This window comes from Pseudomonas sp. 31-12, assembly GCF_003151075.1.
In the GTDB taxonomy this organism is placed as follows: Bacteria; Pseudomonadota; Gammaproteobacteria; order Pseudomonadales; family Pseudomonadaceae; genus Aquipseudomonas.
The window spans coordinates 2,024,297-2,049,461 of the sequence record NZ_CP029482.1 but is presented as its reverse complement, the minus strand read 5'-3'; the positions used below and the strand labels follow the sequence as shown (position 1 = coordinate 2,049,461).

Genomic DNA, 25,165 nt, shown 5'->3' with positions numbered 1-25,165 from the left:
TACCGGCCTCATCGCGAGCAGGCTCGCTCCCACAGTTGATCTCTGTCGCTCAGATGATCCCTGTGGGAGCGAGCCCGCTCGCGATAACGGACTGTCAGGCGCTGCGGGAAGCCCTGACCAGACGCAGAGCAGCAATCACCACCGCAAAAACAGCCAAAGTAGTGTTGTACAACGCCAGCGCCGGAAACCCGAACACCAGCGCCAGCACCGCCAGCCACCACCCCGCCCGACCCGGCACCACAAACCCGATGATCGCGGCGGCCAATGCGGCGTAGCCCAACATCTTGAAGTGAATCATCAAGCCCAGGCTCGAACGAATCTGGCATTCCCAACGACTCGACTCGTCCACACAGACGCCAACCCACTGCGCATCCTCCATAAAGCCATAACGCGCGCCATAACTGGCGGCCAGCCATAACGGCAGCAGAACGAGTAGCAGAATCACAGGCAGACGGCGAGACATGAAGCACTCCAATAAACGAAAACGGCGGCCAGCTTAATCCCCCGACAGCACTTAGCAAACGCGCATAGCAGATAATTGGTCACGAAATAGCTGCAAAGTGTATCGTCCAGCTACTATTGATCCGAAATACGCCCTGATTGGTGCCGCAGCATGGCACTTTGGCGCAAACCCCGTGGTCATAGCCTGCGAACTTCATTCGGCACCTTCCTCTAAGGGATCTAGTCATGCTCCGTTCCTTGCGCTTCGCCGCCCTGTTTGGCGGCCTTATTTTGAGTGCGTCCGCACTGGCGGTCGATATCGACGCCGCCAGTTATGGCTACCCCTTGACCAACCCGTTCGAGGCGACTATCGCCACGACTCCGCCGGACCTGCGTCCGGAGTTGCCGCTGGACGACGACATCGACCAACAGACACGCAGCGTGACCCTGCGCCCAGAGCGTGCATTCGAACTGCCAGACAATTTCTGGCCGGTCAAAAAGCTGACCTACCGCATTGCCACGCAAGACAAGGCAGCGCCGCTGATTTTTCTGATCGCCGGCACCGGTGCGCGTTATGACAGCAGCCTCAACGAGTACCTGAAAAAGCTCTACTACAAGGCCGGTTATCACGTGGTGCAGCTGTCGTCGCCCACCAGCTTCGACTTCATGAGCGCGGCTTCACGCTTTGCCACACCGGGTATCACCAAGGAAGATGCCGAAGACATGTACCGGGTGATGCAGGCCGTGCGGGCGCAAAACCCGAACGTCCCCGTCACTGATTACTACCTGACCGGTTACAGCCTGGGCGCGCTGGACGCGGCCTTCGTCGCGCACCTGGACGAAACCCGTCGCAGCTTCAACTTCAAGAAAGTCTTGCTGCTCAACCCGCCGGTCAACCTCTACACCTCGATCACCAACCTGGACAAGCTGGTCCAGACCGAGGTCAAGGGCATCAACAACAGCACCACGTTCTATGAACTGGTGCTGAACAAGCTGACCCGCTACTTCCAGCAAAAAGGCTACATCGACCTCAACGATGCCCTGCTCTACGACTTCCAGCAGTCCAAGCAGCACCTGACCAACGAACAGATGGCCATGCTGATCGGCACTTCGTTCCGCTTTTCGGCGGCCGACATTGCCTTCACCTCGGACCTGATCAACCGTCGCGGCTTGATCACCCCGCCGAAATACCCGATCACCGAAGGCACCAGCCTCACGCCGTTCCTCAAGCGTGCGCTGCAATGCGACTTCGACTGCTACATCACCGAGCAGGTTATCCCGATGTGGCGCGCCCGCACCGACGGCGGCAGCCTGCTGCAACTGATCGATCAGGTCAGCCTGTATGCCCTCAAGGATTACCTGCACGACAGCCCGAAAATCGCGGTCATGCACAACGCCGACGACGTGATCCTCGGCCCAGGCGACCTCGGTTTCCTGCGCAAGACCTTCGGCGACCGTCTGACCGTTTATCCACTGGGCGGCCATTGCGGCAACCTAAATTACCGCGTCAACAGCGACGCTATGCTGGAGTTCTTCCGTGGCTAAATACCTCCTGCTTATCGCTGCGTTACTCTGTGCAGGCGTCGCCAATGCAGACAACAGCAAAGCCAACGCCCCTGTCGTGGTCGACAGTGACGGTTTCAAGGAACCGCTGAGCAAACTCAAGTTCAACCCGGGGCTGGATCAGCGCGAGTTCGAACGTTCCACGCTCAACGCGCTGAACGTCTACGACCCGCTGGAAGAGTGGAACCGCCGGGTTTATCACTTCAACTACCGCTTCGACCAATGGGTGTTTCTGCCGGTGGTCGACGGTTATCGCTACATCACCCCAAGTTTCCTGCGCACCGGCGTGAGCAACTTCTTCAATAACATCGGCGATGTGCCGAACCTGATGAACAGCCTGCTGCAGTTCAAAGGCAAGCGTTCGATGGAAACCACCGCGCGCCTGCTGCTCAACACCACCATCGGCATTGCCGGCCTGTGGGACCCGGCCACCTCCATGGGCCTGCCGCGCCAGGCCGAAGACTTCGGTCAGACCCTGGGCTTCTACGGTGTACCGGGCGGCGCCTACTTCGTGTTACCGATCCTCGGCCCTTCGAACATCCGCGACACCGGCGGCCTGCTGGTGGACTTCAGCGCCGAATCGGCGATCAACTTCCTGAACGTCTCGGAAGTCAGCTCTAACCATCCTGAAGTCTGGGCCCTGCGCGGCGTCGACAAGCGCTACCAGAACAGCTTCCGCTACGGCCAGCTGAACTCGCCGTTCGAGTACGAGAAAGTGCGTTACGTGTACACCGAGTCACGCAAGTTGCAGATTGCCGAGTAAATCCGGCGGCAACAAAAAAGGCCATTCGATGCGGATCGAATGGCCTTTTTAATGGGTATTTTTCAAACACTACAAAACCAATGTGGGAGCGAGCCTGCTCGCGATGGGGCCAGCACAGTCAACATCTATGCTGACTGACACTCCGCTATCGCGAGCAGGCTCGCTCCCACATTTGGACAGTGTCCGCCTTCAGCCTTTCAGCGCCTTGTAGAGTTTGCTGACGACCATCACACCAGCCAACACAACGGCACCCGCCACAATCCCCGCCACGGCATTCAACAACGTCGGCACGATAAACCCGGCACCGCCCGCCCCTGCACTGACGCTCTCAATCCAGTGATGAACCACCGGCACGCCATGGGTCAGAATCCCGCCGCCCACCAGGAACATTGCCGCCGTGCCGATCACGGACAGGCTTTTCATCATGTACGGCGCTGCGCGCAGAATCCCGCCGCCGATGCTTTTGGCCATCTGCCCAGGCTTTTGGGTCAGCCACAGGCCCAGGTCATCAAGCTTGACGATGCCCGCCACCAGGCCATAAACACCGATGGTCATGACAATAGCGATGCCAGACAGCACGATGACCTGTTGGGTCAACGACGCATCCGCCACGGTGCCGAGGGTGATGGCGATGATTTCTGCCGACAGAATGAAGTCAGTGCGGATGGCGCCCTTGATCTTGTCTTTCTCGAACGCCACCAGATCAACAGCCGGATCGGCCACCGCTTCGACCAACTCCGCATGCTCGGCCTGGTCTTCAGCCTTGCTGTGCAGGAATTTGTGGGCGAGCTTCTCGAAACCTTCGAAGCACAGGTACGCGCCGCCGATCATCAACAACGGCGTGACCAGCCACGGAATGAATGCGCTGATGGCCAGGGCTGACGGCACCAGGATCAGTTTGTTGAGAAACGAGCCCTTGGCCACCGCCCATACGACCGGGATTTCCCGCTCGGCACGTACGCCGGAAACCTGTTGGGCATTGAGCGCCAGATCATCGCCGAGTACGCCAGCGGTCTTCTTGGCGGCCATTTTGGTCATCAACGCCACATCGTCGAGAACGGCGGCGATGTCGTCGATCAGCAACAGCAAACTGCTTCCTGCCATGAATCAGGTGTCCTTCTGGAATGAATGCTGCGCAGCATAGCGCGACCGAGCGCCACACGGGGCATTCTTGAGCGCTGCGCGAGGCCGGTGCTACCATGCGCAACCGCCAGAACAGGCAAGGAACCCCCTGGTTTATGAGCACTATCCGCGAGCGCAACAAAGAACTGATCCTGCGTGCCGCCAGTGAAGAATTTGCCGACAAGGGCTTCGCTGCGACCAAAACCAGTGATATCGCAGCCAAGGCGGGATTGCCCAAGCCCAACGTCTATTACTACTTCAAATCCAAGGAAAACCTCTACCGCGAGGTCCTGGAAAGCATCATCGAGCCGATTCTGCAGGCCTCGACGCCGTTCAACGCCGACGGTGTGCCCAGCGAAGTGCTGAGCGGCTACATCCGCTCGAAAATCCGCATCTCCCGCGACCTGCCCTTCGCCTCCAAAGTGTTCGCCAGCGAAATCATGCACGGCGCCCCGCACCTGAGCGCCGACCTGGTCGAACAGCTTAACGGCCAGGCCAAGCACAACATCGACTGCATCCAGACCTGGATCGACCGCGGGCAAATCGCCCCGATCGATCCCAACCACCTGATGTTCAGCATCTGGGCCGCGACCCAGACCTACGCCGACTTTGACTGGCAGATCACGGCCATCACTGGCAAGGCCAAGCTGGATGAAGAGGACTATGAAGCGGCGGCGCAGACGATTATCCGGTTGGTGCTTAAAGGGTGTGAGCCGGATTGATAGACCGCGGTGCATTTATCGCTAGCAGGCTAGCTCCCACATTGGATCTGTGGCGTTCACCAATCCCCTGTGGGAGCTAGCGTGCTAGCGATGAAGGCAACTCGATTTCAGATCAAACCCAAACAGCATCCCACAACGGATAGTCGCCAAGCTTTTCCACCAGCCCAGCCCGCAACGGATTTGCCACGACATACCGGGCCAATTTCACCAAATCCTCTTCCCGCCGCAATGCACGGTCATGAAAGCCTTTCTGCCAGAGATTGTCCTTGCGGCCAGTGAACTGATTCACCGCTTTGGTGCTCAGTGATTTGGTCTTTTGCATCAGATTACCCAACGATCCCTGCTGTAACTCGACCAGCCAATGGAAATGATCGGGCATGACAACCCAGGCCAGTGAATTCGCGATGCCTTGATCCTGAGCGCAGCGAAATTGATTAACTACCACTCTACCCAAGGTGAAGTCTTTGAATATTGGCTTTCGGTCGTGTGTATTGGTAGTCAGCAGGTAAATCCGATTGGATTCGGTATAGCGGCCGATGCGCAAGCGATTTGAAGCGGGTAGATCAGGCATTCCATTGCCCCTGCATGATTAATTCATCTGGAAGGCTAGACCTGATATCACCCAAGGGCGGGGCAGACATTTAGCTGAGTGTGTCTGGTAGTCCGTCATCGCTAGCAGGCTAGCTCCCACACTGGATCTCTGTGAACACAAAATTCGTGCGCGACAAACATCCCCTGTGGGAGCCAGCCTGCTGGCGATGGCGATAGATCAATCAATACAAAATCAAGCCACCACCCCAGCATCCGCCCTCAACCCCACCGCCTCGATCGCACTGATCGCACACTGCTCATCAACATCCGACAGATCCCCGCTGATCCCCACCGCCCCCAGCACGTTCCCGTCCTGATCCCGAATCAACACACCGCCCGGTGCCGGCACGACGCTGCCCTGCCCCAGGCTGTTCAGCGCGGCGAAGAAGGCCGGGCGTTGCTGGGCGTCCAGCGCCAGCAGGCGTGAGCCTTTGCCGAGGGCGATGGCGCCCCAGGCTTTGCCGATGGCGACCTGCGGGCGCAGCAGGCTCGCGCCGTCTTCGCGTTGCAGGCTAATCACGTGCCCGCCGGCATCCAGTACCGCGATGGTCAGTGGAGCCGCGGAGATTGCACGCCCGGCGGTGATGGCCTGATTGATCAGGTTGACTGCAACTTTCAAGGTTAAAGCGCTCATGGTGCCGTCCTCATTTTGTTATAGGGAAAGCCAGTGGCCTGCGCGGTTGTGCCGCAGTCCGATGCAACAAATAGAACACAATGAGTTATTTTTTTGTATACAATAATTCTCGAAAAGCGCTACATGCGACGAAAAGCCACAGCAGAACGGGCTTCCGACGAATGAAACGGCCGCTTGAGAAAATGGATTGACCTGCGCCGTCCGCCGTGAATACACTCTGCGCAAAGCCACTTGTATACAATTACAAAACGTAAGAGGCACAAAACCATGAGCAAAATGAGAGCAATCGAAGCCGCCGTTCTGGTGATGCGCCGTGAAGGGGTTGATACCGCTTTTGGCATCCCGGGCGCCGCGATCAACCCGCTGTACTCCGCCTTGCAGAAGGTCGGTGGCATCGATCACGTCCTCGCGCGCCACGTTGAAGGCGCCTCGCACATGGCCGAGGGTTACACCCGCACCAAGGCCGGCAACATCGGCGTGTGCATCGGCACTTCCGGCCCGGCCGGCACCGACATGGTCACCGGGCTCTACAGCGCCTCGGCCGACTCGATCCCGATTCTGTGCATCACCGGGCAAGCACCCCGCGCCCGTATGCACAAGGAAGACTTCCAGGCCGTTGACATCACCACCATCGTCAAGCCAGTGACCAAGTGGGCAACCACCGTCATGGAACCGGGCCAGGTGCCGTATGCGTTCCAGAAAGCCTTCTACGAAATGCGTTCCGGCCGTCCGGGCCCGGTGCTGATCGACCTGCCGTTCGACGTGCAGATGGCTGAAATCGAATTCGACATCGATGCTTACCAACCACTGCCGCTGGCCAAGCCAACCGCCAACCGCGTGCAAATCGAGAAGGCCCTGGCCATGCTCGACCAGGCCGAGCGTCCATTGCTGGTAGCCGGTGGCGGCATCATCAATGCCGACGCCAGCGAGTTGCTGGTTGAATTCGCCGAGCTGACCGGTATTCCGGTGATCCCGACCCTGATGGGCTGGGGCACGATCCCGGACGATCACCCATTGATGGTCGGCATGGTGGGCTTGCAGACCTCGCACCGCTACGGCAACGCGACCCTGCTGAAGTCCGACGTGGTATTGGGCGTCGGCAACCGTTGGGCCAACCGTCACACCGGTTCGATCGACGTGTACACCGAAGGCCGCAAGTTCATTCACGTCGACATCGAGCCGACGCAAATCGGCCGCGTGTTCAACCCGGACCTGGGCATCGTTTCCGACGCCGCTGCCGCGCTGACCGTGTTCATCGAAGTCGCTCGCGAATGGCAAGCCGCCGGCAAGCTGAAAAACCGCAGCGCCTGGCTGCAAGACTGCCAGCAGCGCAAAGCCAGCCTGCAGCGCAAGACTCACTTCGACAACGTGCCGGTCAAGCCGCAGCGTGTGTACGAAGAGATGAACCAGGTGTTCGGCAAAGACACCTGCTACGTCAGCACCATCGGTCTGTCGCAGATTGCCGGCGCGCAGTTCCTGCACGTCTACAAGCCGCGTCACTGGATCAACTGCGGTCAGGCCGGTCCGTTGGGTTGGACCATTCCGGCAGCACTGGGCGTGGTCAAGGCCGATCCGACCCGCAAGGTCGTGGCGCTGTCGGGCGATTATGATTTCCAGTTCATGATCGAAGAGTTGGCGGTGGGCGCGCAGTTCAAGCTGCCGTACATCCACGTCGTGGTCAACAATTCGTACCTGGGGCTGATTCGTCAGGCCCAGCGCGGTTTCGACATGGACTACTGCGTGCAGCTGTCCTTCGATAACCTGAACGCTCCGGAACTCAACGGTTACGGTGTCGACCACGTCGCGGTTGCCGAAGGCCTCGGCTGCAAGGCGCTGCGAGTGTTCGAACCGGGTCAGATCCAGCCTGCCCTGCGCAAGGCCCAGGAGCTGATCGAAGAGTTTAAGGTGCCGGTGATCGTCGAGATTATTCTGGAGCGTGTGACCAACATTTCCATGGGCACCGAGATCAACGCCGTCAACGAATTCGAAGACCTGGCGCTGGTCGGCAACGACGCGCCGACCGCGATTTCGTTGCTTGATTAACAGCTGAACGCTCTCCCTGTGGGAGCGAGCCTGCTCGCGATGAGGCCGGCACATTCAACATTGATGTTGACTGTCCCACCGCTATCGCCAGCAGGCTGGCTCCCACGGGGGATCTGCACATACTTTCGGGAGACCACCATGCCGCGTTTCGCAGCCAACCTGTCCATGCTGTTCACTGAGCAGGATTTTCTTGCCCGTTTCGAAGCGGCCGCCAAGGCCGGCTTCAGTGGTGTCGAATACCTGTTCCCCTACGACTTCAGCTCCGCCGAGATCAAGGCCAAGCTCGACGCCAGTGGCCTGACCCAGGTGCTGTTCAATCTGCCGGCCGGTGACTGGGCCAAGGGCGAACGCGGTATCGCGTGCCTGCCGGACCGTGTCGAAGAGTTCCGTGCCGGTGTCGATCTGGCGATCGCTTATGCTCAAGTGCTCGGCAACACCCAGGTCAACTGCCTGGCCGGTATTCGTCCACAAGGCGTCGACGATGCCACCGTGGAAAAAACCTTCGTCGCCAACCTCAAATACGCCGCCGACAAGCTGCAAGCAGCGGGCATCAAACTGGTGATGGAAGCGATCAACACCCGCGACATCCCGGGCTTCTATCTGAACAACACGGCGCAGGCCCTGTCGATTCGCGAACAGGTCGGCAGCGCCAATCTGTTCCTGCAATACGACATCTACCACATGCAAATCATGGAGGGCGACCTGGCCCGCACCATGGCTGCGCACCTGGGCGAGATCAACCATATCCAGTTGGCCGACAACCCGGGGCGCAACGAACCGGGCACCGGTGAAATCAACTACCGCTTCCTGTTCGAACACCTTGACCGCATCGGTTATCAGGGTTGGGTTGGCTGTGAATACAAGCCGCTGACCACCACTGAAGCGGGCCTGGGGTGGTTGAAAACCCACAACGCGATCTGACACTAAAGCAGGCCTTTTGTGGCCTTGTACTTGTGGTGAGGGAGCTTGCTCCCGCTGGGTCGCGAAGCGGCCCCAAAGCCATCCACCGTGGTGTATCAGGCAGAACCGGTTCTCAGGTTTTGCGACGGCTACGCAGCCGAGCGGGAGCAAGCTCCCTCGCCACAGAAAGTGGTCGCCTCAGCTACGCGCACATTATTTGGCTACACAAAAACAAGAGGAATTTCTCATGGCTAAAATCGGATTTATCGGCACCGGCATCATGGGCCACCCAATGGCGTTGAACCTGCAGAAAGCCGGTCACAGCCTGTTCCTGTCGGCGCACCACGACGCCGCACCGGCCGATCTGGTTGCCGGTGGCGCCGTCGCCCTGGCCAACCCGAAAGAAGTCGCCCAGGAAGCTGAAGTCATCATCATCATGGTGCCGGATACCCCGCAGGTCGACGACGTGCTGTTCCGCGCCGATGGCGTTGCGGCCGGTGTCGGCAAAGGCAAAATCGTCATCGACATGAGCTCGATCTCGCCGACCGCCACCAAGGCCTTTGCGGCCAAGGTCAACGAAAAAGGCGCGCAATACCTCGATGCGCCAGTGTCCGGCGGTGAAGTCGGCGCCAAGGCTGCAAGCCTGAGCATCATGGTCGGTGGCGATGCCGATGCTTTCGAACGCGCACTGCCTTTGTTCCAGGCGATGGGCAAGAACATCACCCTGGTCGGTGGCAATGGCGACGGTCAGACCGCGAAAGTGGCGAACCAGATCATCGTCGCGCTGAACATTCAGGCCGTAGCCGAAGCGCTGTTGTTCGCCGCGAAAAACGGTGCCGATCCGGCCAAGGTGCGTGAAGCGCTGATGGGCGGTTTCGCTTCGTCGAAGATCCTCGAAGTACATGGCGAGCGCATGATCAAAGGCACCTTCGACCCGGGCTTCCGCATCAGCCTGCACCAGAAGGATTTGAACCTGGCCCTGCAAGGCGCCAAAGAGCTGAACATCAACCTGCCGAACACCGCCAACGCCCAGCAAGTGTTCAGCACTTGCGCGGCCATCGGTGGCAGCAACTGGGACCACTCGGCGCTGATCAAGGGCTTGGAACACATGGCGAACTTCTCGATTCGCGATAAGTAACAAAGCCCTGCACAAAACCTGTGGGAGCTAGCCTGCTAGCGATGAAATCAACGCGGTGTGTCTGATAGACCTGGGCGCCTGAATCGCTAGCAGGCTAGCTCCCACAGGGATCTGAGTTGCCCTTTCGAATAACAAGAATTCCCGGGAGCCCGCCATGTCGGTCAATCCGCAACAATTCCTGCGCGAGCTGTTTGCCACAGCCATCGACGCGGCCCATCCGCAGCAAGTCCTCGAAGCCCATTTGCCCCAAGATCGCAGCGGTCGGGTGATCGTCATTGGCGCCGGCAAAGCCGCAGCCGCCATGGCCCAAGTCGTCGAGCGTTGCTGGCAGGGTGAAGTCTGCGGCCTGGTGGTCACCCGTTACGGCCACGGCGCCCCGTGCGAAAAAATCGAAGTCGTCGAAGCCGCTCACCCGGTGCCTGATGCTGCTGGTCTGGCAGTAGCCAAACGGGTATTGGAAATGGTCAGCAACCTGACCGAAGACGACCGCGTGATCTTCCTGCTCTCGGGCGGCGGTTCTGCGCTGCTGGCATTGCCGGCGGCCGGCATCACCCTGGCCGACAAGCAATCGATCAACAAAGCCCTGCTCAAATCCGGCGCCACCATCGGCGAGATGAATTGCGTGCGCAAGCACCTCTCGGCGATCAAGGGCGGCCGCCTCGGCAAGGCCTGCTGGCCCGCCACTGTTTATACCTACGCGATTTCCGATGTGCCGGGCGACCTCGCCACGGTCATCGCTTCCGGCCCCACCGTGGCCGACCCAAGCACTTCGGCCGAAGCGTTGGCGATCCTCAAACGCTACGGCATCGACGTTCCGGCCTCGGTGCGCAACTGGCTGCAGAGCCCGGAATCGGAAACCGTCAAACCCGGAGATCCGAGTCTGGCACGCAGCCATTTCCAGTTGATCGCCCGTCCTCAGCAATCCCTTGAAGCGGCCGCGGTGAAAGCCCGTCAGGCCGGCTTCAGTCCGCTGATCCTCGGCGATCTGGAAGGCGAATCCCGCGAAGTGGCCAAGGTTCACGCCGGCATCACCCGCCAGGTGGTCCTGCATGGCCAGCCATTGGCGGCGCCGTGCGTGATTTTGTCGGGCGGAGAAACCACCGTCACCGTGCGCGGCAATGGCCGTGGCGGACGCAACGCCGAATTCCTGCTCAGCCTGACCGACAGCCTCAAAGGCTTGCCCGGCGTCTACGCCCTGGCCGGTGACACCGACGGCATCGACGGCTCCGAAGACAACGCCGGCGCCATCATGACCCCGGACAGCTACGCCGGCGCCGCCGCCCTCGGCTTGAGCGCCAGCGACGAGTTGGACAACAACAATGGCTACGGCTATTTCGAAGCGCTGGACGCACTGATCGTCACCGAACCGACCCGCACCAACGTCAACGACTTCCGCGCCATCCTGATCCTCGAGAGCCCTGAAAATGACGCCTGACAAGAAGGTTAAAATCCTTGCCACCCTCGGCCCTGCCACCGACGGGATCGACGACATCCGTGAGCTGGTACAGGCCGGGGTCAATATCTTTCGCCTGAACTTCAGCCACGGCGATCACGCCGACCATGCTCAACGCTATCAGTGGATTCGTGAAGTCGAGCGCCAGCTGAATTACCCGCTGGGCATCCTGATGGACCTGCAAGGCCCGAAACTGCGGGTCGGCAAGTTCGCCGAGGGCAAGGTGCAACTGCACCGCGGCCAGGCCCTGCGCCTGGACCTCGATACGACGCCGGGTGATCAGCGTCGGGTCAACCTGCCGCACCCGGAAATCATCGCCGCGCTGGAACCCGGCATGGACCTGTTGCTGGACGACGGCAAGCTGCGTCTGCGCGTGGTCACCAAGTACGCCGACGCGATCGATACCACCGTGCTCAACGGCGGCGAACTCTCGGACCGCAAAGGCGTGAACGTGCCGCAAGCGGTGCTGGAATTGAGCCCGCTGACCGCCAAGGATCGTCGTGACTTGAGCTTCGGTCTGGAACTGGGTGTGGACTGGGTGGCGCTGTCGTTTGTGCAGCGTCCGGAAGACATCCGCGAAGCCCGCGAACTGATCGGCGACAAAGCGTTTTTGATGGCCAAGATCGAGAAGCCCTCGGCCGTGACTCAGCTGCGCGAGATCGCCGAGTTGAGCGACGCGATCATGGTCGCTCGCGGTGACCTGGGCGTGGAAGTCCCGGCCGAAAGCGTGCCGCAGATTCAGAAAAACATCATCAGCATTTGCCGCGAACTCGGCAAACCGGTGGTGGTGGCGACGCAGATGCTCGAATCGATGCGCTTCTCCCCGGCCCCGACCCGCGCCGAAGTCACCGATGTCGCCAACGCCGTGGCCGAAGGTGCCGATGCGGTGATGCTATCGGCCGAAACCGCGTCCGGCGAGTACCCGCTGGAAGCCGTGCAGATGATGAGCAAGATCATTCGCCAAGTGGAAAACGGTCCGGATTATCAGGCACAACTGGACGTGAGCCGGCCGAAGGCCGAGGCGACGGTTTCCGATGCGATCAGCTGCGCAATCCGGCGCATCAGCAACGTGCTGCCGGTGGCGGTGCTGGTGAATTACAGCGAGTCGGGGACGTCAAGCCTGCGTGCGGCGCGGGAACGGCCGACCGCGCCGATCCTCAACCTGACGCCGAACCTGCAGACCGCGCGCCGCTTGACCGTGGCGTGGGGCGTGCACTCGGTGGTCAATGATCGGCTGCGCCAGGTGGATGAGGTGTGCTCGACGGCGCTGGAGATTGCGCAGGCGCAGGGAATGGCGCAGCGCGGGGACACGTTGTTGATCACCGCGGGTGTGCCGTTTGGGCAGCCGGGGTCGACTAACTCACTGCGTATCGAGACGTTGATCTAGAGCGCCCATGCCGGCCTTATCGCCAGCAGGCTGGCTCCCACATTGGTTTTGTGTCGATCACTGAATCAAGACTGAACTGAGATTCAGTGTGGGAGCCAGCCTGCTGGCGATGAAGGCGACTCGGTTTCACTGTCTTTTAGAACTGCCATGCCTGCCAACCACTTCAACACCCACTGCCCCGATTGGGCGACTGCCCTGCTCAACGGTTTCAGCCAGATCTTCCTCCAGCGTCATCCGCTGTGCGGTCTGCTGTGCCTGTTGGCGATTCTTCTCACCGCGCCCACCCTGCTCGGCGGTGCACTGCTGGGCGGTGTCGCCGGGTTGCTCACCGCACAACGTCGCGGCTACGCCAAGGCCGATCGCCAGGCCGGGCTGTTCAGTTACAACGGTGTCTTGCTCGGCCTGCTGCTGAGCCTCTATTTCCCCTGGTCCGCGCTGTTGCCACCGCTGGTCATCGCTGCGGGTGGGCTGAGTGCGATGGTCACTCAACAGTGGCTCAAACGCGTCCGGGTCAGCCACTACCTGCCTGCCTACACCGCGCCCTTTGTGGGGCTGGGCTGGTTGCTGCTGTGCTTCGCCACGCCCCCGACAACTCCACACTTGATCGAAATCAATACGCTGAACATGCTCATCGCACCACTCAAAGGCCTTGGCCAGGTGATGTTCCTCGGCCATCCCCTGGCCGGCGCGATGATTGCCGTGGGTTTGCTGATCGCTGATCGCCGCGCATTCTGTTGGGCGTTATTGGCGTCTGTCGCGGGCATGGGCTGGAGCCTGCTGCATCACGACTTCTATACCGCATTGATCGGCCTCGGTGGCTACAACGCCGTACTCGCCGCCCTCGCCTTCAGCTCGCAGCGCCAAAAACCTTGGCTGCCGCTGCTCGGTATTGCATCAGCGCTGTTGCTGACGCCGGTGTTTGCCGCCATCGGTCTGCCAACGCTGACCGCGCCGTTCATCCTCGCCTGCTGGCTGATCCGCACCGTTGTTCAAATGCTCAGCAAGACTCCTGTCGCCCTTACGCCTTGCACTCTGGAGGAGAATCAACCTAGGCTTCGCTGATCATTGGTTCAGGCGGTATCCATGGACAGCAGCAAAAACTGGCGTGAAGAGCTTTACGTCATGGTTTTCCAGAGCGACACCAAGGCGGGGCGGCGCTTCGACGGCATATTGCTGTTGATCATCCTCGCCAGTATCGTGATCGTGATGCTCGACAGCATCGACACGGTCCACAAGAACTACGCCGACGTGCTGGCGTACATCGAGTGGGGTTTCACCGTCATTTTCGCCATCGAATATGGCTTGCGTCTGTACTGCTCACCCAAGCCGTTACGCTATGCGTTCAGCTTTTATGGGCTGGTGGATCTGCTGGCGATCGTGCCCGGGATCCTGGCGCTGTATTACGCCGATGCGCAATACCTGCTGATTATCCGGATCATCCGGATGCTGCGGATTTTCCGCGTCCTCAAGCTCAGCCCGTACCTCAAGCAAGCCAACTATTTGATGTCGGCGCTACGCGGCAGCAAGCAGAAAATCGTGGTGTTTCTGGTCAGCGTCTGCACGCTGGTGACGGTGTTCGGCACGCTGATGTATGTGATCGAAGGCCCGGAACACGGCTTCACCAGCATTCCCAAAGGCATCTACTGGGCGATCGTGACGTTGACCACGGTGGGCTTCGGCGACATCGTGCCGAAGACACCGCTGGGCCAGGTGATTTCGTCGCTGGTGATGATCACTGGTTATTCGATCATCGCCGTACCCACCGGGATTTTCACCGCCGAACTGGCCAATGCCATGCGCGGTGAACAGCTGCAACACGATTGCCCGGTATGCAAGAAAAACAGCCACGAACACGGTGCGGCATTCTGCTCGCGATGCGGCAACGCTCTGTTTAAGAAACTGGAATAAGCAAAGAGCTTTTTAATCTTTAAGGGCCTATGCGAGCCCGGCTATAGTCGCTGGCAAATTGCCTCACTTTTAAATAGAACAAGGAATGCGCAGTGAAAAAACTCTTTGGCGCCTCACTTCTGGCCGCTGGCCTGGCACTGACCAGCATGGCTCAGGCCGCACCGACCCTGCTCAACGTTTCTTACGACGTGATGCGCGATTTCTACAAGGACTACAACACTGCGTTCCAGAAACACTGGCAAGCCGAGCACAACGAGAACATCACCCTGCAGATGTCCTTCGGCGGTTCCAGCAAACAGGCGCGTTCGGTGATCGATGGCCTGCCGGCTGACGTCATCACCATGAACATGGCCACCGACATCAATGCCCTGGCGGACAATGGCAAACTGATCCCGGACAACTGGGTCACCCGCTTGCCGAACAACAGCGCACCGTTTACCTCGGCCACCGTATTCATCGTCCGCAAAGGCAACCCGAAAGCCCTGAAAGACTGGCCGGACCTGCTCAAGGATGGCGTGCAAGTGATCGTGCCGAACCCGAAAACCTCGGGTAACGGTCGCTACACCTACCTGTCCGCCTGGGGTTATGTGCTGAAAAACGGTGGCGACGAGAACAAGGCCAAAGACTTCGTCGGCAAACTGTTTAAGCAAGCGCCAGTGCTGGATACCGGCGGCCGTGCCGCTACTACCACGTTCATGACCAACCAGATCGGCGACGTGCTGGTGACCTTCGAAAACGAAGCGGAAATGATTGCCCGCGAGTTTGGTCGTGACCAGTTTGAAGTGATCTACCCAAGCGTCTCCGCTGAAGCCGAGCCGCCGGTGTCGGTGGTCGACAAAACCGTCGACAAAAAAGGCACCCGCGCGGCGGCCGAAGAATATCTGAAGTACCTGTGGTCGCCGGAAGGTCAGGAAATTGCCGCAGCCAACTACCTGCGCCCGCGTGATCCGGCGGTGCTGGCCAAGTACACCGATCGCTTCCCGAAAGTGGACTTCCTGTCGGTGGAGAAGACCTTTGGCGACTGGCGGACAGTGCAGAAGACCCACTTCAATGATGGCGGGGTCTTTGATCAGATTTACAGCGGTCAGTAATTCCTGAGCCCAACAAAAAGGCGACCCGATAAGGTCGCCTTTTTTTGTGGTTTTTTAGCCACGTCCACTGAACAACTGTGGGAGGGCTTGCTCGAAAGCGGTGTGTCCATTCAACATTGATGTCGACTGACACACCGTTTTCGCGAGCAAGCCCGCTCCCACAAGGATTTCGATTCGCTTTACATCGGTGGTGTGACGCCATCCTTGCCGGCAGAAATCGATTGCGCGGTGAGCGTCCCGTCAGCACCTTGGGTCACAAACGTGACGATCTTCACCCCGACCTTCAGCAAACTCCGATCCCCCGGCATCAGGTTCACAATCGGCACATCCTCCGGCACCAGGATCTTCTGCTGCCCGCCCTTGTAGTTGACTGTCAACACCCGGCCATTGCTGACCACCAGATCGCCCACGCTGCCATTGGTCATGCTGCTGCCCTTGGCCAGGTCGAACGGTCGATGCCCGTCGCCGCTGCCTGCCAGTTCCGGTGGAAAGACGTGGACTTCCAGCGCCTTCAAGGTGCCGTCGTCTTGTGGAATGGCCGCCGAACCAATGTAGCTGCCGGGTTTGATATCTTCGATATTGGCCAGGGTAACGGCGCGGACCTTGGTGTCCTGAGTCAGGTGGATGACTACGTTTTCACCCGTATTGACGTGGACTTTCAAGACATCGGGGCTCACCCCGGTGATCTCGCCGCGCACGCCAATGCGCATTCCCGGCGCGTCGGCGGCTTGAGCGAAACCTGCCGTGAACATGCCGATCAAGGTGACCACTGAAACGCCGCGAATAAGGTGACGAAACATCGCATTCATGGAAGTGCCTTCCGGTTATGAATCGTGAAGGAGAACATAAGCACGCTATCGAACAGGATGTAAGTGAATGTATCATCGGACCTGAATATTTTGACGCAAGGTTCATCGATGGACAGCACTCACGTCCGTCACCCATTCCGCAAAGGAATGATTGCTATCACTCCAATCCCTCTTCTGCCGAATTCGATTGCTCTTTAGCCTGCGCGCATTCCCTTTTGTTCAGCGAGACACCTTATGAACCCAGCGACTCAGGTGCCCCACGGCACCGCGACAATGACCAAAGGCATGGTGCTGCTGTTCGCCTTCTGCTGCGGCGCGATTGTGGCCAACATCTACTACGCCCAGCCGATCATCGGCCTGATCGCGCCGGACATCGGCCTGACCAGCACCATGGCCAGCCTGATCGTTTCGCTGACCCAGATCGGTTACGCGCTGGGCCTGTTCTTCCTGGTGCCACTGGGGGATCTGCTGGAAAATCGCCGGCTGATGATCATCACCACCGTGGTGGCGATCGCCAGCTTGTTGGGTGCGGCGTTTACCGATCAGCCGAACGTGTTTTTGCTGATCTCGTTGCTGGTGGGTTTCAGCTCGGTGTCGGTGCAGATCCTGATTCCGCTGGCGGCGCACCTTGCGCCGGAAGAGTCACGGGGTCGGGTCGTCGGCGGGATCATGGGCGGGTTGCTGCTGGGGATTCTGCTGGCGCGGCCGGTGTCCAGCCTCGTGGCTGACCACTTCGGCTGGCGCGCGATGTTTGTGATCGCGGCCGTGTTGATGGCGGCGATCAGCGTGGTGCTGGCACTGACGATCCCCAAGCGCCAGCCTGATCACAGCGCCTCTTATGGCCAGTTGCTGGGTTCTCTATGGACGCTGTTGCGCCAGCAACCGGTGTTGCGTCAACGCGCGTTCTACCAGGGCTGCATGTTCGCCACGTTCAGCCTGTTCTGGACTGCCGTGCCGCTGGAACTGGCGCGCAATCATGGCCTGTCGCAAACCCAAATCGCGATCTTCGCCCTGGTCGGTGCCATCGGTGCGATTGCAGCGCCTATCGCCGGTCGCCTGGCCGACGCCGGCCACACCCGCATCGCCTCATTGCTGGCCCTGCTGTTCGCCAGCCTCAGCTTCCTGCCAGCGTTCATCCACCCGGTCTACAGCGTCATCGGCCTCGCGGTCACCGGTGTGGTGCTCGACTTCTGCGTGCAGATGAACATGGTCCTCGGCCAACGCGCGGTCTACGCCCTCGACGCCAAAAGCCGCAGCCGCTTGAACGCGTTGTACATGACCAGCATCTTCATCGGCGGCGCGTTCGGTTCGTCGGTGGCCAGCGCGGTGTATGAGCATGGCGGCTGGCTGTGGATCGTGATCGTGGGCAGCGCGTTTCCGCTGTTGGCGTTGTTGCGGTTCTTGAGCGTTTCGCCGAAGGCTTCGTTGGCGACTGCATAAAAGCGCCCAAAACATCGCGGGCAAAAACTCGTCCCGACAGATCCGTGTATGACCCGGGCCAACCCGGATTACACTCAACGCCCAGAGCCTGAAGCGATGCTGGATGCGATTCGCGGCTGACCCGTTCAACGGCTGCCTGCCCCGGCGGCATGTTCTTTCAAGGAGTTTGCAATGACCCGACGTACCTTTCTCATCACTGGCGCCAGCAAAGGCATTGGCCGGGCAGTGGCCGAGCATCTGGACCGCGCGGGGCATCGGGTGGTCGGGATTGCCCGAACCCCGGACCTGTCGTTCCCCGGCATTCTGTTTCCGCTGGATTTGAGCGACAGGACGCTGACCCAGGAAGTGCTGGCGGATTTGTCCAGAACGTATGAATTCGATGGGCTAGTGAATAACGTCGGCCTGGTTCGCCCGCAAGTGCTGGGCGAAATCGACCTCGATACCTTCGACGACGTAATGCGTGTCAACCTGCATTCGGCGTTGCAGGCCACTCAGGCGCTGCTGCCGAACATGCGCGCCAAGGGCTGGGGCCGGGTGGTGAATATTTCCAGCCTGACCGTACTCGGGATCACCCAGCGCACGGCGTATGCGGCGGCCAAAGCAGCGCTGATCAGCTTCACGCGCTCCTGGGCGCTGGAACTGGCGCAAACCGGCGTGACCGTGAATGCCGTGGCGCCGGGGCCGACGGAAACGGAGCTGTTTCGCGCCAACAACCCGCCGGGTAGCGAAGGCGAGGCGCGGTATCTGGCGGGTGTGCCGATGGGTCGGTTGGGGCAGCCGCATGAGATCGCAGCGGCGATTGCGTTTTTACTGTCCGAGCAGAGCGGGTTTATCACCGGGCAAACCTTGTTTGTCGATGGCGGTTCTTCTATCGGCAAAGCCGCGTTATGACCAACAACACAAATCCCCTGTGGGAGCTAGCCTGCTAGCGATGGCGGACTGTAAGTCACATTAATGTTGGATGTGCCGCCATCATCGCGAGCAGGCTCGCTCCCACAGGGAGTTGGGTTGAAACCAGAATCGATTTCCTGCGCGCACAAAAAAGGCGACCCCGAAGGTCGCCTTGTTCTGTGCAGATAGTTACTCCCCGAACTGCCGCCCCAACCCACCCGGCACGCCATGGATATTGGTCTCTTCCCATGGCCCGTTCGGGCTGATCGACCGGCTCCAGCCGTTGTTCCAGCGGTAGTAGGTGCGCTGGCGGTAGAAGGTATTGGGCTGATCATCCAGCACGTAAACGCCAAGCTTGGCATCCCAATGGCTGTTGCCGCCCGGTGGTGGCGCAAAGCTCGCGGAAGTGCGTGGCAGCGGCTTGGCAGGTTTGGCCGGGGTGGTCGGTTTGCTCGGGGCCGTCGAGGGTGCCGGTTTGGTGCTGGGCTGCGATGGCGGGATCGGTGGCGGGGTTGGCTGCTCAGGGGGCCGTTGGACCGCACAAGCGCTTAACCCCAAAACCAGACTGAGCAGGGTGATACGAGCGATGGCGGTCATGGCGGTGCTTCCTGTTAATTATCCCGGGCTGTTATTTGTCCGGGCTGTCGATAGTCAGTTTTTGCGCCGCAGTGGTGCTGCTGGCCAGGGGCTGGCTGCGACCGATCCATTCGCCGGCAGTCGGTTGGCCGGCGCGTGAGATGCGCGCAACCAGTTGGACTTCAGGGAAGTTCGACAGTTTCAACTGCGGCATCATTGCGTCGGCATCGCCCAGTTCGACGGTGGCCGGCAAGTCGGCCACGGTCAGACGCTTGGCAGCCAGCGGGGCCGGTGGACCCGAGGTGGCGCGGGCAAAAATGAACACGCTGTCGCCAGGCTGGACCTTGGCTTTGAGCTCAGGCGCCAGATCGACAGTGACTTTAAGTTTCGCTGCCGCTTTGGCCACTGGGGCCTGGGCGACTTTGCCGCCGCTGGCTTCGAGTTTCTCGGTGGCCCGGGTGATCCCGCCTTGCAGCGCGGCACGGGAACTGTCCTCCGGCGGCAGTTGCGCCAACAGGCGATTCCAGTAGTCGATGGCGTCCTGATACCGCTGGCTTTCAAACGCCGCGATACCCAGCAAGCCAAGGCTGGTGACTTCTTTCGGATCGGCTTTCAGCGCTTCGTCAGTCAGCGCCTGAATCTTGTCCGACCACTTTTTGCCATCGGCGAAGTACTGGGCCTGGGCCCATTGACCGAGCAGCTCCGGCTGACGACCGGCCAGGTTCACCGTGCGCTCGAAGATCTTCGCCGCGTCGCCAGGACGGTCCTGAGCCATGTACGTGCGACCGAGGAAGTACAAGCCTTCAGCCGAATCCGGCTGCGCCGCGACCGCGCGTTCCAGACGCTGGGTCATCTCTTCCATCGACTGCGGCGCCTGGGCGAATTCGCGAGTCAGTTCGACCTTGTCGCTGGCACCGTAATGCAGGTACAAGCCCAGCCCCAGGACCGGCACCAGAATCGCCGCCAGCAAGGGCAACGGTTTGCCCAGGCGCGCCACGCGCGGTGCCTCGACGCCTTCGGTGTCGGCGAGCAACTCACGGGCCGCTTCGGCGCGACCGGTTTCCAGTTGCGCAGCGTTGAGCACGCCCTCTTCCTGTTCGGTTTGCAACTCAGCCACGCGCTCCTGATACAGCGCGACGTTCAGGGCAGTACGATCCTCTTCAAGCTGCGCACGACGGCCACGCAAAACGGGGATCAGCAGAAAACTCAGGGCAACCAGAAGTAGCAGACCTGCAGCGAGCCAGAAATCAATCATTCTTGGTTTTATCCAACAGGTGGTCGAGGCGCTCACGCTCCTCGGCAGAAAGCTCGTCCTTGGTGTCCGTGCGTTGCACGCGACGACGGCGGACGATCACGGCGATGATCACAAAACCGCCCAGCAACAGGCCGGCAGGGCCGAACCAGAGCAAGGCGGTCTTGGCGTTCAGAGCGGGTTTGTAGCGGACGAAATCACCGTAGCGATCAACCATGAAGTCGATGATCTGCTGGTTGTCCTTGCCTTCGCCCAACATGCGGAAAATCTCTTTGCGCAGGTCGGCGGCGATGGGTGCGTTGGAATCGGCGATGTCCTGATTCTGGCACTTGGGGCAACGCAGCTCTTTGGTCAGCTCGCGAAAACGCTCGCGATCACCTTCTTTGGCGAACTCATAGGTGTCGATGGCCGCGTGCGCGACGCCGGCCATGCTCAAACCCAGTACAACAGCGGCTATCCAGCGTTTCATGGCTTGGCCTCGTCGACCAGCGCCTGATACCGGGCCGCCAGTTTTTCGCGCCAGACCTGCTCGTCGATCACCCCGACGAACTTGTCGCGGATGATGCCCTTGGCGTCGATGAAGAAGGTTTCCGGGGCGCCGTATACGCCGAGGTTCAAGCCCAGCGAACCGTCCGCATCACTGATGCCCAACTGGTAAGGGTTGTGGAATTCCACCAGCCACTTCTTCGCGTCGGCGTTGACGTCCTTGTAGTTGATGCCATAAATCGTCACGCCCTGCTGGGCCAGTTTGTTCAGTACCGGGTGCTCGACCTTGCAGGCGATGCACCAAGTGGCCCAGACGTTGACCAGCGCCGGTTTACCGAGAATGTCGGCCTTGGTCAGGGTCTTGTCGCCTTCCACGGTCGGCAGGGAAAACGCCGGGAACGGCTTGCCGATCATCGCCGAAGGCAACTCGGCCGGGTCCAGGTACAACCCGCGATACAGGAAAACAGCCACCACCAGAAAAATCGCCAGTGGCAACAGCATTAACCAACGTCTCATGCAGTGGCTCCTGTCATGCCCAGTGCTTCACGCACACGGCTTTTCACCTTGACCCGATAACGGCGATCCATCGCCGCCAGCAACCCGCCGAAACCTGTCAGCAGCCCGCCGAACCAGATCCAGCGCACGAACGGTTTGACGTGCACGCGCACAGCCCAGGCGCCATCGCCCAGCGGTTCGCCGAGTGCGACGTAAATGTCACGGGTGAAACCGGCGTCGATCCCGGCTTCGGTCATCACCGAGTTCTGCACGGTGTACAGGCGTTTTTCCGGGTGCAATACGCTGACTTCCTTGCCATCGCGGATCACTCGCACGGTGCCCTTGTCGGAGGTGAAGTTCGGGCCTTCGTAGTGCTTGGCGCCTTCGAACACGAAGTGATAACCGGCCAGGTCCATGGACTCGCCCGGCGCCAGGCGCAAATCGCGCTCGGCACTGTTCTGGCTCGACAGCACCACACCGAGGGCACACACGGCGATGCCCAAGTGCGCGATCTGCATGCCCCAGTAGCTGCGGGTCAAGGTCGGCAGGCCTTTGATCAGGCCTTTGTGACGGGTCTTGTCGAGGATGTCGCGCACACCGGCCAGCAACACCCACGCGGCGAGCATGAACGTGGCGATCACCGCCCAGTTGAAATCGCCGTAAGCGACGCCAGCCACCACGGCCAACGCAGCACTGCCAAGCAACACCGGCGTGAGCATGCTCATCAGCCATTTGACCGGGGTGTCTTTCCAGCGCACCAGCATGCCGACCGCCATCACCATCATCAGCAACGCCATCAACGGAATGAACAGCGCGTTGAAGTACGGCGGGCCGACCGACAGCTTGGCGCCGGTCATCGCATCGAGAATCAGCGGGTACAACGTGCCCAGCAGAATCATCGACGCCGCCACCACCAGCACCAGGTTGTTGCCCAGCAGCAGGGTTTCCCGGGACCACAGGTTGAAACCGACGTGGCTCTTCACCACCGGCGCGCGCAGGGCGAACAGCGTCAGCGAACCGCCGACCACGAACAGCAGGAAAATCAGAATGAACACGCCGCGCTCAGGATCGGACGCAAACGCGTGAACCGAGGTCAACACGCCGGAACGCACGAGGAAGGTCCCGAGCAAGCTCAACGAGAATGCGGCGATGGCCAGCAACACGGTCCAGCTCTTGAACACGCCACGTTTTTCCGTGACCGCCAACGAGTGAATGAGCGCCGTACCGACCAGCCAAGGCATGAACGAGGCGTTTTCCACCGGGTCCCAGAACCACCAGCCGCCCCAGCCGAGTTCGTAGTAGGCCCACCACGAACCGAGCGTGATGCCGATGCCGAGGAAGGCCCAGGCAACGATGGTCCATGGACGCGACCAGCGCGCCCACGCCGCATCAAGACGACCGCCCATCAGCGCCGCAATGGCGAAGGCGAAGGCCACCGAGAAACCGACGTAACCCATGTACAGCATCGGCGGGTGAACGATCAGGCCGATGTCTTGCAGGAGCGGATTGAGGTCCGCGCCATCGCTGGGCACTTGCGGCAGGATGCGCTTGAACGGGTTCGAAGTAAGAATCAGGAACAGCAGGAAACCGGTACTGATCATGCCCATCACGGCCAGCACGCGGGCCAGCATCACTTGCGGCAACTGCCGGGAGAACACCGACACTGCAAAGGTCCAGCCGCCGAGGATCAAGGCCCACAGCAGCAGCGAACCTTCGTGAGCGCCCCACACCGCGCTGAACTTGTAGTACCAAGGCAAGGCGCTGTTGGAGTTGCTGGCCACATAGGCGACGGAGAAGTCGTCGGCCATGAACGCGTAGGTCAGGCAACCGAAGGCGAACACCAGGAAAGTGAACTGACCCCAGGCGGCCGGCTGCGCGAGGCTCATCCACAAACGGTCACCACGCCAGGCGCCGAGCAACGGCACGATGGCCTGAACCAGCGCGAAGCAAAGCGCCAGGATCATGGCCAGGTGGCCGAGTTCAGGAATAAACAGTCCGGATGTCATCGATCAACCCTCCTTCGCGGGCGTTGGAGCAGATTGACCACTGTCTTTCAAAGCCTTGGTCACTTCCGGCGGCATGTACTTTTCATCGTGCTTGGCCAGCACTTCGTCGGCCACCACCACGCCGTCGGCGTTCAGTTTGCCCAGCGCCACGATGCCCTGTCCTTCGCGGAACAGGTCCGGGAGGATGCCGCGGTAGCTGATGGTCACGGACTTGTTGAAGTCGGTGACGATGAATTTCACGTCCAGCGAGTCGCCGGAACGTTGCAGCGAACCTTTCTCGACCATGCCGCCGGCACGAATGCGCGTGTCTTGCGGGGCTTCGCCGTTGGCGATCTGGGTCGGGGTGTAAAACAGATTGATGTTCTGCTGCAGGGCGCTCAGGGCCAGGCCGACGGCTGCGCCGACACCCACCAGGATCGCGAGAATGATGATAAGACGCTTTTTGCGCAGCGGATTCACTTGCCGTTCTCCCGGCGCAGACGACGCGCCTCTTGTTGCAGATACCGCTTGCGGCCCAGGATCGGCGCCGCCACGTTGAGGACCAGCACCGCCAGGCAGATGCCATAGGCCGACCAGACATACAGGGCGTGATGGCCCATGGCGAGGAAGTCGCCGAATGAAGCAAAACTCATCGAACGGCCTCCAGACTATTCTGCACTTCCGCTTTCACCCAGCTCGCCCGGGCTTCGCGCTTGAGCACTTCAAGGCGCATGCGCAGCAACAGCACCGCGCCGAAGAAACAGTAGAAGCCCAGCACCGTCAGCAGCAGTGGCAGCCACATCTCGGCAGGCATCGCCGGTTTTTCGGTGAGGGTGAAGGTCGCGCCCTGGTGCAGGGTGTTCCACCACTCCACCGAGTATTTGATGATCGGGATGTTGATCACGCCGACAATCGCCAGGACCGCGCAGGCCTTGGCCGCGCTGTCACGATTGCTGATCGCGTTGCCCAGCGCAATGAGACCGAAGTACAGAAACAGCAGAATAAGCATGGACGTAAGTCGCGCATCCCAGACCCACCACGAGCCCCAGGTCGGTTTGCCCCAGATCGCGCCGGTGACCAGCGCCACGGCGGTCATCCAGGCACCGATAGGCGCCGCGCATTGTAGGGCGACGTCGGCCAGTTTCATTTTCCAGACCAGCCCGACGATGCCGCACACCGCCAGCATCACGTAGACGGACTGCGCCAGCATGGCCGCGGGAACGTGGATATAGATGATGCGGAAGCTGTTGCCTTGCTGGTAGTCGGGCGGCGCGAAAGCCAGGCCCCAAACGACACCGATGCCGATCAGCAATAACGCGGCGATGCTCAGCCACGGCAGCAGTTTGCCACTGATGCCGTAAAACCATTTGGGCGAGCCGAGCTTATGAAACCAGGTCCAGTTCATTACTGTTTCCATCACGGTTGCTCTTCGCTATGAAGAGTCAAGGGTCTGCTTTTTTTATTAAAGAGGTGGT

General features: G+C 60.3%; 26 protein-coding genes. 13 read left to right on the top strand and 13 right to left on the bottom strand.

Annotation, left to right across the window (positions count from 1 at the left end):
* Nucleotides 1–94: 94 nt before the first annotated feature.
* Nucleotides 95–463, bottom strand: coding sequence for a hypothetical protein (locus tag DJ564_RS09500; RefSeq protein ID WP_109628629.1), 369 nt, complete (start codon nucleotides 461–463; stop codon nucleotides 95–97).
* 224 nt (nucleotides 464–687) lie between these two features.
* Here DJ564_RS09500 and DJ564_RS09495 point away from each other — a divergent pair, with 224 nt between their 5' ends.
* On the top strand, nucleotides 688–1,986 hold the full coding sequence (locus DJ564_RS09495) for a serine/threonine protein kinase (RefSeq protein WP_109628628.1): 1,299 nt from the start codon (nucleotides 688–690) through the stop codon (nucleotides 1,984–1,986).
* Complete coding sequence (locus DJ564_RS09490; protein ID WP_109628627.1) at nucleotides 1,979–2,767, top strand: VacJ family lipoprotein; 789 nt, start codon at nucleotides 1,979–1,981, stop codon at nucleotides 2,765–2,767. The genes DJ564_RS09495 and DJ564_RS09490 overlap by 8 nt, the downstream gene beginning before the upstream one ends.
* 189 nt (nucleotides 2,768–2,956) lie before the next feature.
* Here the strand turns inward: DJ564_RS09490 and DJ564_RS09485 are convergent, their stop codons facing one another.
* Complete coding sequence (locus DJ564_RS09485) at nucleotides 2,957–3,871, bottom strand: DUF808 domain-containing protein (RefSeq protein ID WP_109628626.1); 915 nt, start codon at nucleotides 3,869–3,871, stop codon at nucleotides 2,957–2,959.
* Nucleotides 3,872–4,005: 134 nt separating this feature from the next.
* On the opposite strand from DJ564_RS09485, the gene DJ564_RS09480 reads away from it, so the two are divergent.
* Complete coding sequence (locus tag DJ564_RS09480; protein WP_077748647.1) at nucleotides 4,006–4,611, top strand: TetR/AcrR family transcriptional regulator; 606 nt, start codon at nucleotides 4,006–4,008, stop codon at nucleotides 4,609–4,611.
* A 112-nt stretch (nucleotides 4,612–4,723) separates the two neighbouring features.
* Here DJ564_RS09480 and DJ564_RS09475 read toward each other — a convergent pair whose 3' ends face one another.
* Together DJ564_RS09475 and DJ564_RS09470 are read right to left on the bottom strand one after the other, a co-directional pair.
* Nucleotides 4,724–5,182: a transposase gene (locus DJ564_RS09475; protein ID WP_109628625.1), complete on the bottom strand. Its 459-nt coding sequence runs from the start codon at nucleotides 5,180–5,182 to the stop codon at nucleotides 4,724–4,726.
* Between the two features lie 213 nt (nucleotides 5,183–5,395).
* The gene (locus DJ564_RS09470) at nucleotides 5,396–5,836 is read right to left on the bottom strand and encodes a heme-binding protein (protein ID WP_109628624.1); all 441 of its coding nucleotides are present in this window, start codon (nucleotides 5,834–5,836) and stop codon (nucleotides 5,396–5,398) included.
* Nucleotides 5,837–6,103: 267 nt separating this feature from the next.
* Here DJ564_RS09470 and gcl point away from each other — a divergent pair, with 267 nt between their 5' ends.
* The 8 genes from gcl (at nucleotide 6,104) to DJ564_RS09425 (ending at nucleotide 15,756) form a co-directional block, all read left to right on the top strand.
* Nucleotides 6,104–7,879: a glyoxylate carboligase gene (gcl, locus tag DJ564_RS09465; protein ID WP_109628623.1), complete on the top strand. Its 1,776-nt coding sequence runs from the start codon at nucleotides 6,104–6,106 to the stop codon at nucleotides 7,877–7,879.
* Between the two features lie 138 nt (nucleotides 7,880–8,017).
* Nucleotides 8,018–8,800 (top strand): hydroxypyruvate isomerase, encoded by a 783-nt coding sequence (hyi, locus tag DJ564_RS09455; protein ID WP_109628622.1) that lies wholly within the window; start codon nucleotides 8,018–8,020, stop codon nucleotides 8,798–8,800.
* A gap of 226 nt (nucleotides 8,801–9,026) precedes the next feature.
* On the top strand, nucleotides 9,027–9,917 hold the full coding sequence (locus tag DJ564_RS09450; RefSeq protein WP_109628621.1) for a 2-hydroxy-3-oxopropionate reductase: 891 nt from the start codon (nucleotides 9,027–9,029) through the stop codon (nucleotides 9,915–9,917).
* A gap of 154 nt (nucleotides 9,918–10,071) precedes the next feature.
* Nucleotides 10,072–11,352: a glycerate kinase gene (locus tag DJ564_RS09445; RefSeq protein WP_109628620.1), complete on the top strand. Its 1,281-nt coding sequence runs from the start codon at nucleotides 10,072–10,074 to the stop codon at nucleotides 11,350–11,352.
* On the top strand, nucleotides 11,342–12,757 hold the full coding sequence (pyk, locus tag DJ564_RS09440; protein ID WP_109628619.1) for a pyruvate kinase: 1,416 nt from the start codon (nucleotides 11,342–11,344) through the stop codon (nucleotides 12,755–12,757). The genes DJ564_RS09445 and pyk overlap by 11 nt, the downstream gene beginning before the upstream one ends.
* A gap of 147 nt (nucleotides 12,758–12,904) precedes the next feature.
* Nucleotides 12,905–13,819, top strand: coding sequence for an urea transporter (locus tag DJ564_RS09435; protein WP_109628618.1), 915 nt, complete (start codon nucleotides 12,905–12,907; stop codon nucleotides 13,817–13,819).
* Nucleotides 13,820–13,840: 21 nt separating this feature from the next.
* Complete coding sequence (locus tag DJ564_RS09430; protein WP_109628617.1) at nucleotides 13,841–14,665, top strand: ion transporter; 825 nt, start codon at nucleotides 13,841–13,843, stop codon at nucleotides 14,663–14,665.
* 92 nt (nucleotides 14,666–14,757) lie between these two features.
* Entirely contained in the window at nucleotides 14,758–15,756 is a 999-nt protein-coding gene (locus tag DJ564_RS09425; protein WP_109628616.1) for a sulfate ABC transporter substrate-binding protein, read from the top strand.
* Nucleotides 15,757–15,935: 179 nt separating this feature from the next.
* On the opposite strand, the gene DJ564_RS09420 is transcribed toward DJ564_RS09425, so the two are convergent.
* Complete coding sequence (locus tag DJ564_RS09420; protein ID WP_109628615.1) at nucleotides 15,936–16,565, bottom strand: hypothetical protein; 630 nt, start codon at nucleotides 16,563–16,565, stop codon at nucleotides 15,936–15,938.
* Nucleotides 16,566–16,799: 234 nt separating this feature from the next.
* Here DJ564_RS09420 and DJ564_RS09415 point away from each other — a divergent pair, with 234 nt between their 5' ends.
* A complete protein-coding gene (locus DJ564_RS09415) occupies nucleotides 16,800–18,005 on the top strand; it encodes an MFS transporter (RefSeq protein WP_109628614.1) in 1,206 nt (401 codons plus the stop codon).
* A gap of 171 nt (nucleotides 18,006–18,176) precedes the next feature.
* The gene (locus DJ564_RS09410) at nucleotides 18,177–18,896 is read left to right on the top strand and encodes an SDR family oxidoreductase (RefSeq protein WP_109628613.1); all 720 of its coding nucleotides are present in this window, start codon (nucleotides 18,177–18,179) and stop codon (nucleotides 18,894–18,896) included.
* Between the two features lie 189 nt (nucleotides 18,897–19,085).
* Here the strand turns inward: DJ564_RS09410 and DJ564_RS09405 are convergent, their stop codons facing one another.
* From DJ564_RS09405 to DJ564_RS09370, 8 genes are read right to left on the bottom strand one after another with little or no spacing between them, the layout of a single operon-like run.
* Nucleotides 19,086–19,493 carry a hypothetical protein gene (locus DJ564_RS09405; RefSeq protein ID WP_109628612.1) on the bottom strand — a complete coding sequence of 136 codons (408 nt, stop codon included), beginning with the start codon at nucleotides 19,491–19,493 and terminating at the stop codon, nucleotides 19,086–19,088.
* 31 nt (nucleotides 19,494–19,524) lie between these two features.
* The gene (ccmI, locus tag DJ564_RS09400) at nucleotides 19,525–20,727 is read right to left on the bottom strand and encodes a c-type cytochrome biogenesis protein CcmI (RefSeq protein WP_077748640.1); all 1,203 of its coding nucleotides are present in this window, start codon (nucleotides 20,725–20,727) and stop codon (nucleotides 19,525–19,527) included.
* The gene (locus tag DJ564_RS09395; protein WP_109628611.1) at nucleotides 20,720–21,193 is read right to left on the bottom strand and encodes a cytochrome c-type biogenesis protein; all 474 of its coding nucleotides are present in this window, start codon (nucleotides 21,191–21,193) and stop codon (nucleotides 20,720–20,722) included. The genes ccmI and DJ564_RS09395 overlap by 8 nt, the downstream gene beginning before the upstream one ends.
* Nucleotides 21,190–21,726: a DsbE family thiol:disulfide interchange protein gene (locus DJ564_RS09390; protein WP_083375996.1), complete on the bottom strand. Its 537-nt coding sequence runs from the start codon at nucleotides 21,724–21,726 to the stop codon at nucleotides 21,190–21,192. The genes DJ564_RS09395 and DJ564_RS09390 overlap by 4 nt, the downstream gene beginning before the upstream one ends.
* The gene (locus tag DJ564_RS09385; RefSeq protein ID WP_109628610.1) at nucleotides 21,723–23,711 is read right to left on the bottom strand and encodes a heme lyase CcmF/NrfE family subunit; all 1,989 of its coding nucleotides are present in this window, start codon (nucleotides 23,709–23,711) and stop codon (nucleotides 21,723–21,725) included. The genes DJ564_RS09390 and DJ564_RS09385 overlap by 4 nt, the downstream gene beginning before the upstream one ends.
* A 3-nt stretch (nucleotides 23,712–23,714) precedes the next feature.
* Complete coding sequence (gene ccmE, locus DJ564_RS09380; protein ID WP_008026817.1) at nucleotides 23,715–24,170, bottom strand: cytochrome c maturation protein CcmE; 456 nt, start codon at nucleotides 24,168–24,170, stop codon at nucleotides 23,715–23,717.
* The gene (ccmD, locus tag DJ564_RS09375) at nucleotides 24,167–24,343 is read right to left on the bottom strand and encodes a heme exporter protein CcmD (RefSeq protein ID WP_109628609.1); all 177 of its coding nucleotides are present in this window, start codon (nucleotides 24,341–24,343) and stop codon (nucleotides 24,167–24,169) included. Before ccmD ends, ccmE begins: the two co-directional genes overlap by 4 nt.
* Complete coding sequence (locus DJ564_RS09370; protein ID WP_109628608.1) at nucleotides 24,340–25,095, bottom strand: heme ABC transporter permease; 756 nt, start codon at nucleotides 25,093–25,095, stop codon at nucleotides 24,340–24,342. Before DJ564_RS09370 ends, ccmD begins: the two co-directional genes overlap by 4 nt.
* Nucleotides 25,096–25,165: the final 70 nt, after the last annotated feature.

Coding starts and splice junctions, on each gene's coding strand:
- DJ564_RS09485 (WP_109628626.1), bottom strand. CDS start 3,871: ATGGCAGGAAGCAGTTTGCTGTTGCTGATCGACGACATCGCCGCCGTT.
- DJ564_RS09385 (WP_109628610.1), bottom strand. CDS start 23,711: ATGACATCCGGACTGTTTATTCCTGAACTCGGCCACCTGGCCATGATC.
- hyi (WP_109628622.1), top strand. CDS start 8,018: ATGCCGCGTTTCGCAGCCAACCTGTCCATGCTGTTCACTGAGCAGGAT.
- ccmD (WP_109628609.1), bottom strand. CDS start 24,343: ATGAGTTTTGCTTCATTCGGCGACTTCCTCGCCATGGGCCATCACGCC.
- DJ564_RS09435 (WP_109628618.1), top strand. CDS start 12,905: ATGCCTGCCAACCACTTCAACACCCACTGCCCCGATTGGGCGACTGCC.
- DJ564_RS09500 (WP_109628629.1), bottom strand. CDS start 463: ATGTCTCGCCGTCTGCCTGTGATTCTGCTACTCGTTCTGCTGCCGTTA.
- DJ564_RS09480 (WP_077748647.1), top strand. CDS start 4,006: ATGAGCACTATCCGCGAGCGCAACAAAGAACTGATCCTGCGTGCCGCC.
- DJ564_RS09410 (WP_109628613.1), top strand. CDS start 18,177: ATGACCCGACGTACCTTTCTCATCACTGGCGCCAGCAAAGGCATTGGC.
- DJ564_RS09405 (WP_109628612.1), bottom strand. CDS start 19,493: ATGACCGCCATCGCTCGTATCACCCTGCTCAGTCTGGTTTTGGGGTTA.
- DJ564_RS09470 (WP_109628624.1), bottom strand. CDS start 5,836: ATGAGCGCTTTAACCTTGAAAGTTGCAGTCAACCTGATCAATCAGGCC.
- DJ564_RS09370 (WP_109628608.1), bottom strand. CDS start 25,095: ATGAACTGGACCTGGTTTCATAAGCTCGGCTCGCCCAAATGGTTTTAC.
- gcl (WP_109628623.1), top strand. CDS start 6,104: ATGAGCAAAATGAGAGCAATCGAAGCCGCCGTTCTGGTGATGCGCCGT.
- pyk (WP_109628619.1), top strand. CDS start 11,342: ATGACGCCTGACAAGAAGGTTAAAATCCTTGCCACCCTCGGCCCTGCC.
- DJ564_RS09430 (WP_109628617.1), top strand. CDS start 13,841: ATGGACAGCAGCAAAAACTGGCGTGAAGAGCTTTACGTCATGGTTTTC.
- DJ564_RS09450 (WP_109628621.1), top strand. CDS start 9,027: ATGGCTAAAATCGGATTTATCGGCACCGGCATCATGGGCCACCCAATG.
- DJ564_RS09390 (WP_083375996.1), bottom strand. CDS start 21,726: ATGAGACGTTGGTTAATGCTGTTGCCACTGGCGATTTTTCTGGTGGTG.
- DJ564_RS09495 (WP_109628628.1), top strand. CDS start 688: ATGCTCCGTTCCTTGCGCTTCGCCGCCCTGTTTGGCGGCCTTATTTTG.
- DJ564_RS09445 (WP_109628620.1), top strand. CDS start 10,072: ATGTCGGTCAATCCGCAACAATTCCTGCGCGAGCTGTTTGCCACAGCC.
- DJ564_RS09420 (WP_109628615.1), bottom strand. CDS start 16,565: ATGAATGCGATGTTTCGTCACCTTATTCGCGGCGTTTCAGTGGTCACC.
- DJ564_RS09395 (WP_109628611.1), bottom strand. CDS start 21,193: ATGAAACGCTGGATAGCCGCTGTTGTACTGGGTTTGAGCATGGCCGGC.
- DJ564_RS09475 (WP_109628625.1), bottom strand. CDS start 5,182: ATGCCTGATCTACCCGCTTCAAATCGCTTGCGCATCGGCCGCTATACC.
- DJ564_RS09415 (WP_109628614.1), top strand. CDS start 16,800: ATGAACCCAGCGACTCAGGTGCCCCACGGCACCGCGACAATGACCAAA.
- ccmI (WP_077748640.1), bottom strand. CDS start 20,727: ATGATTGATTTCTGGCTCGCTGCAGGTCTGCTACTTCTGGTTGCCCTG.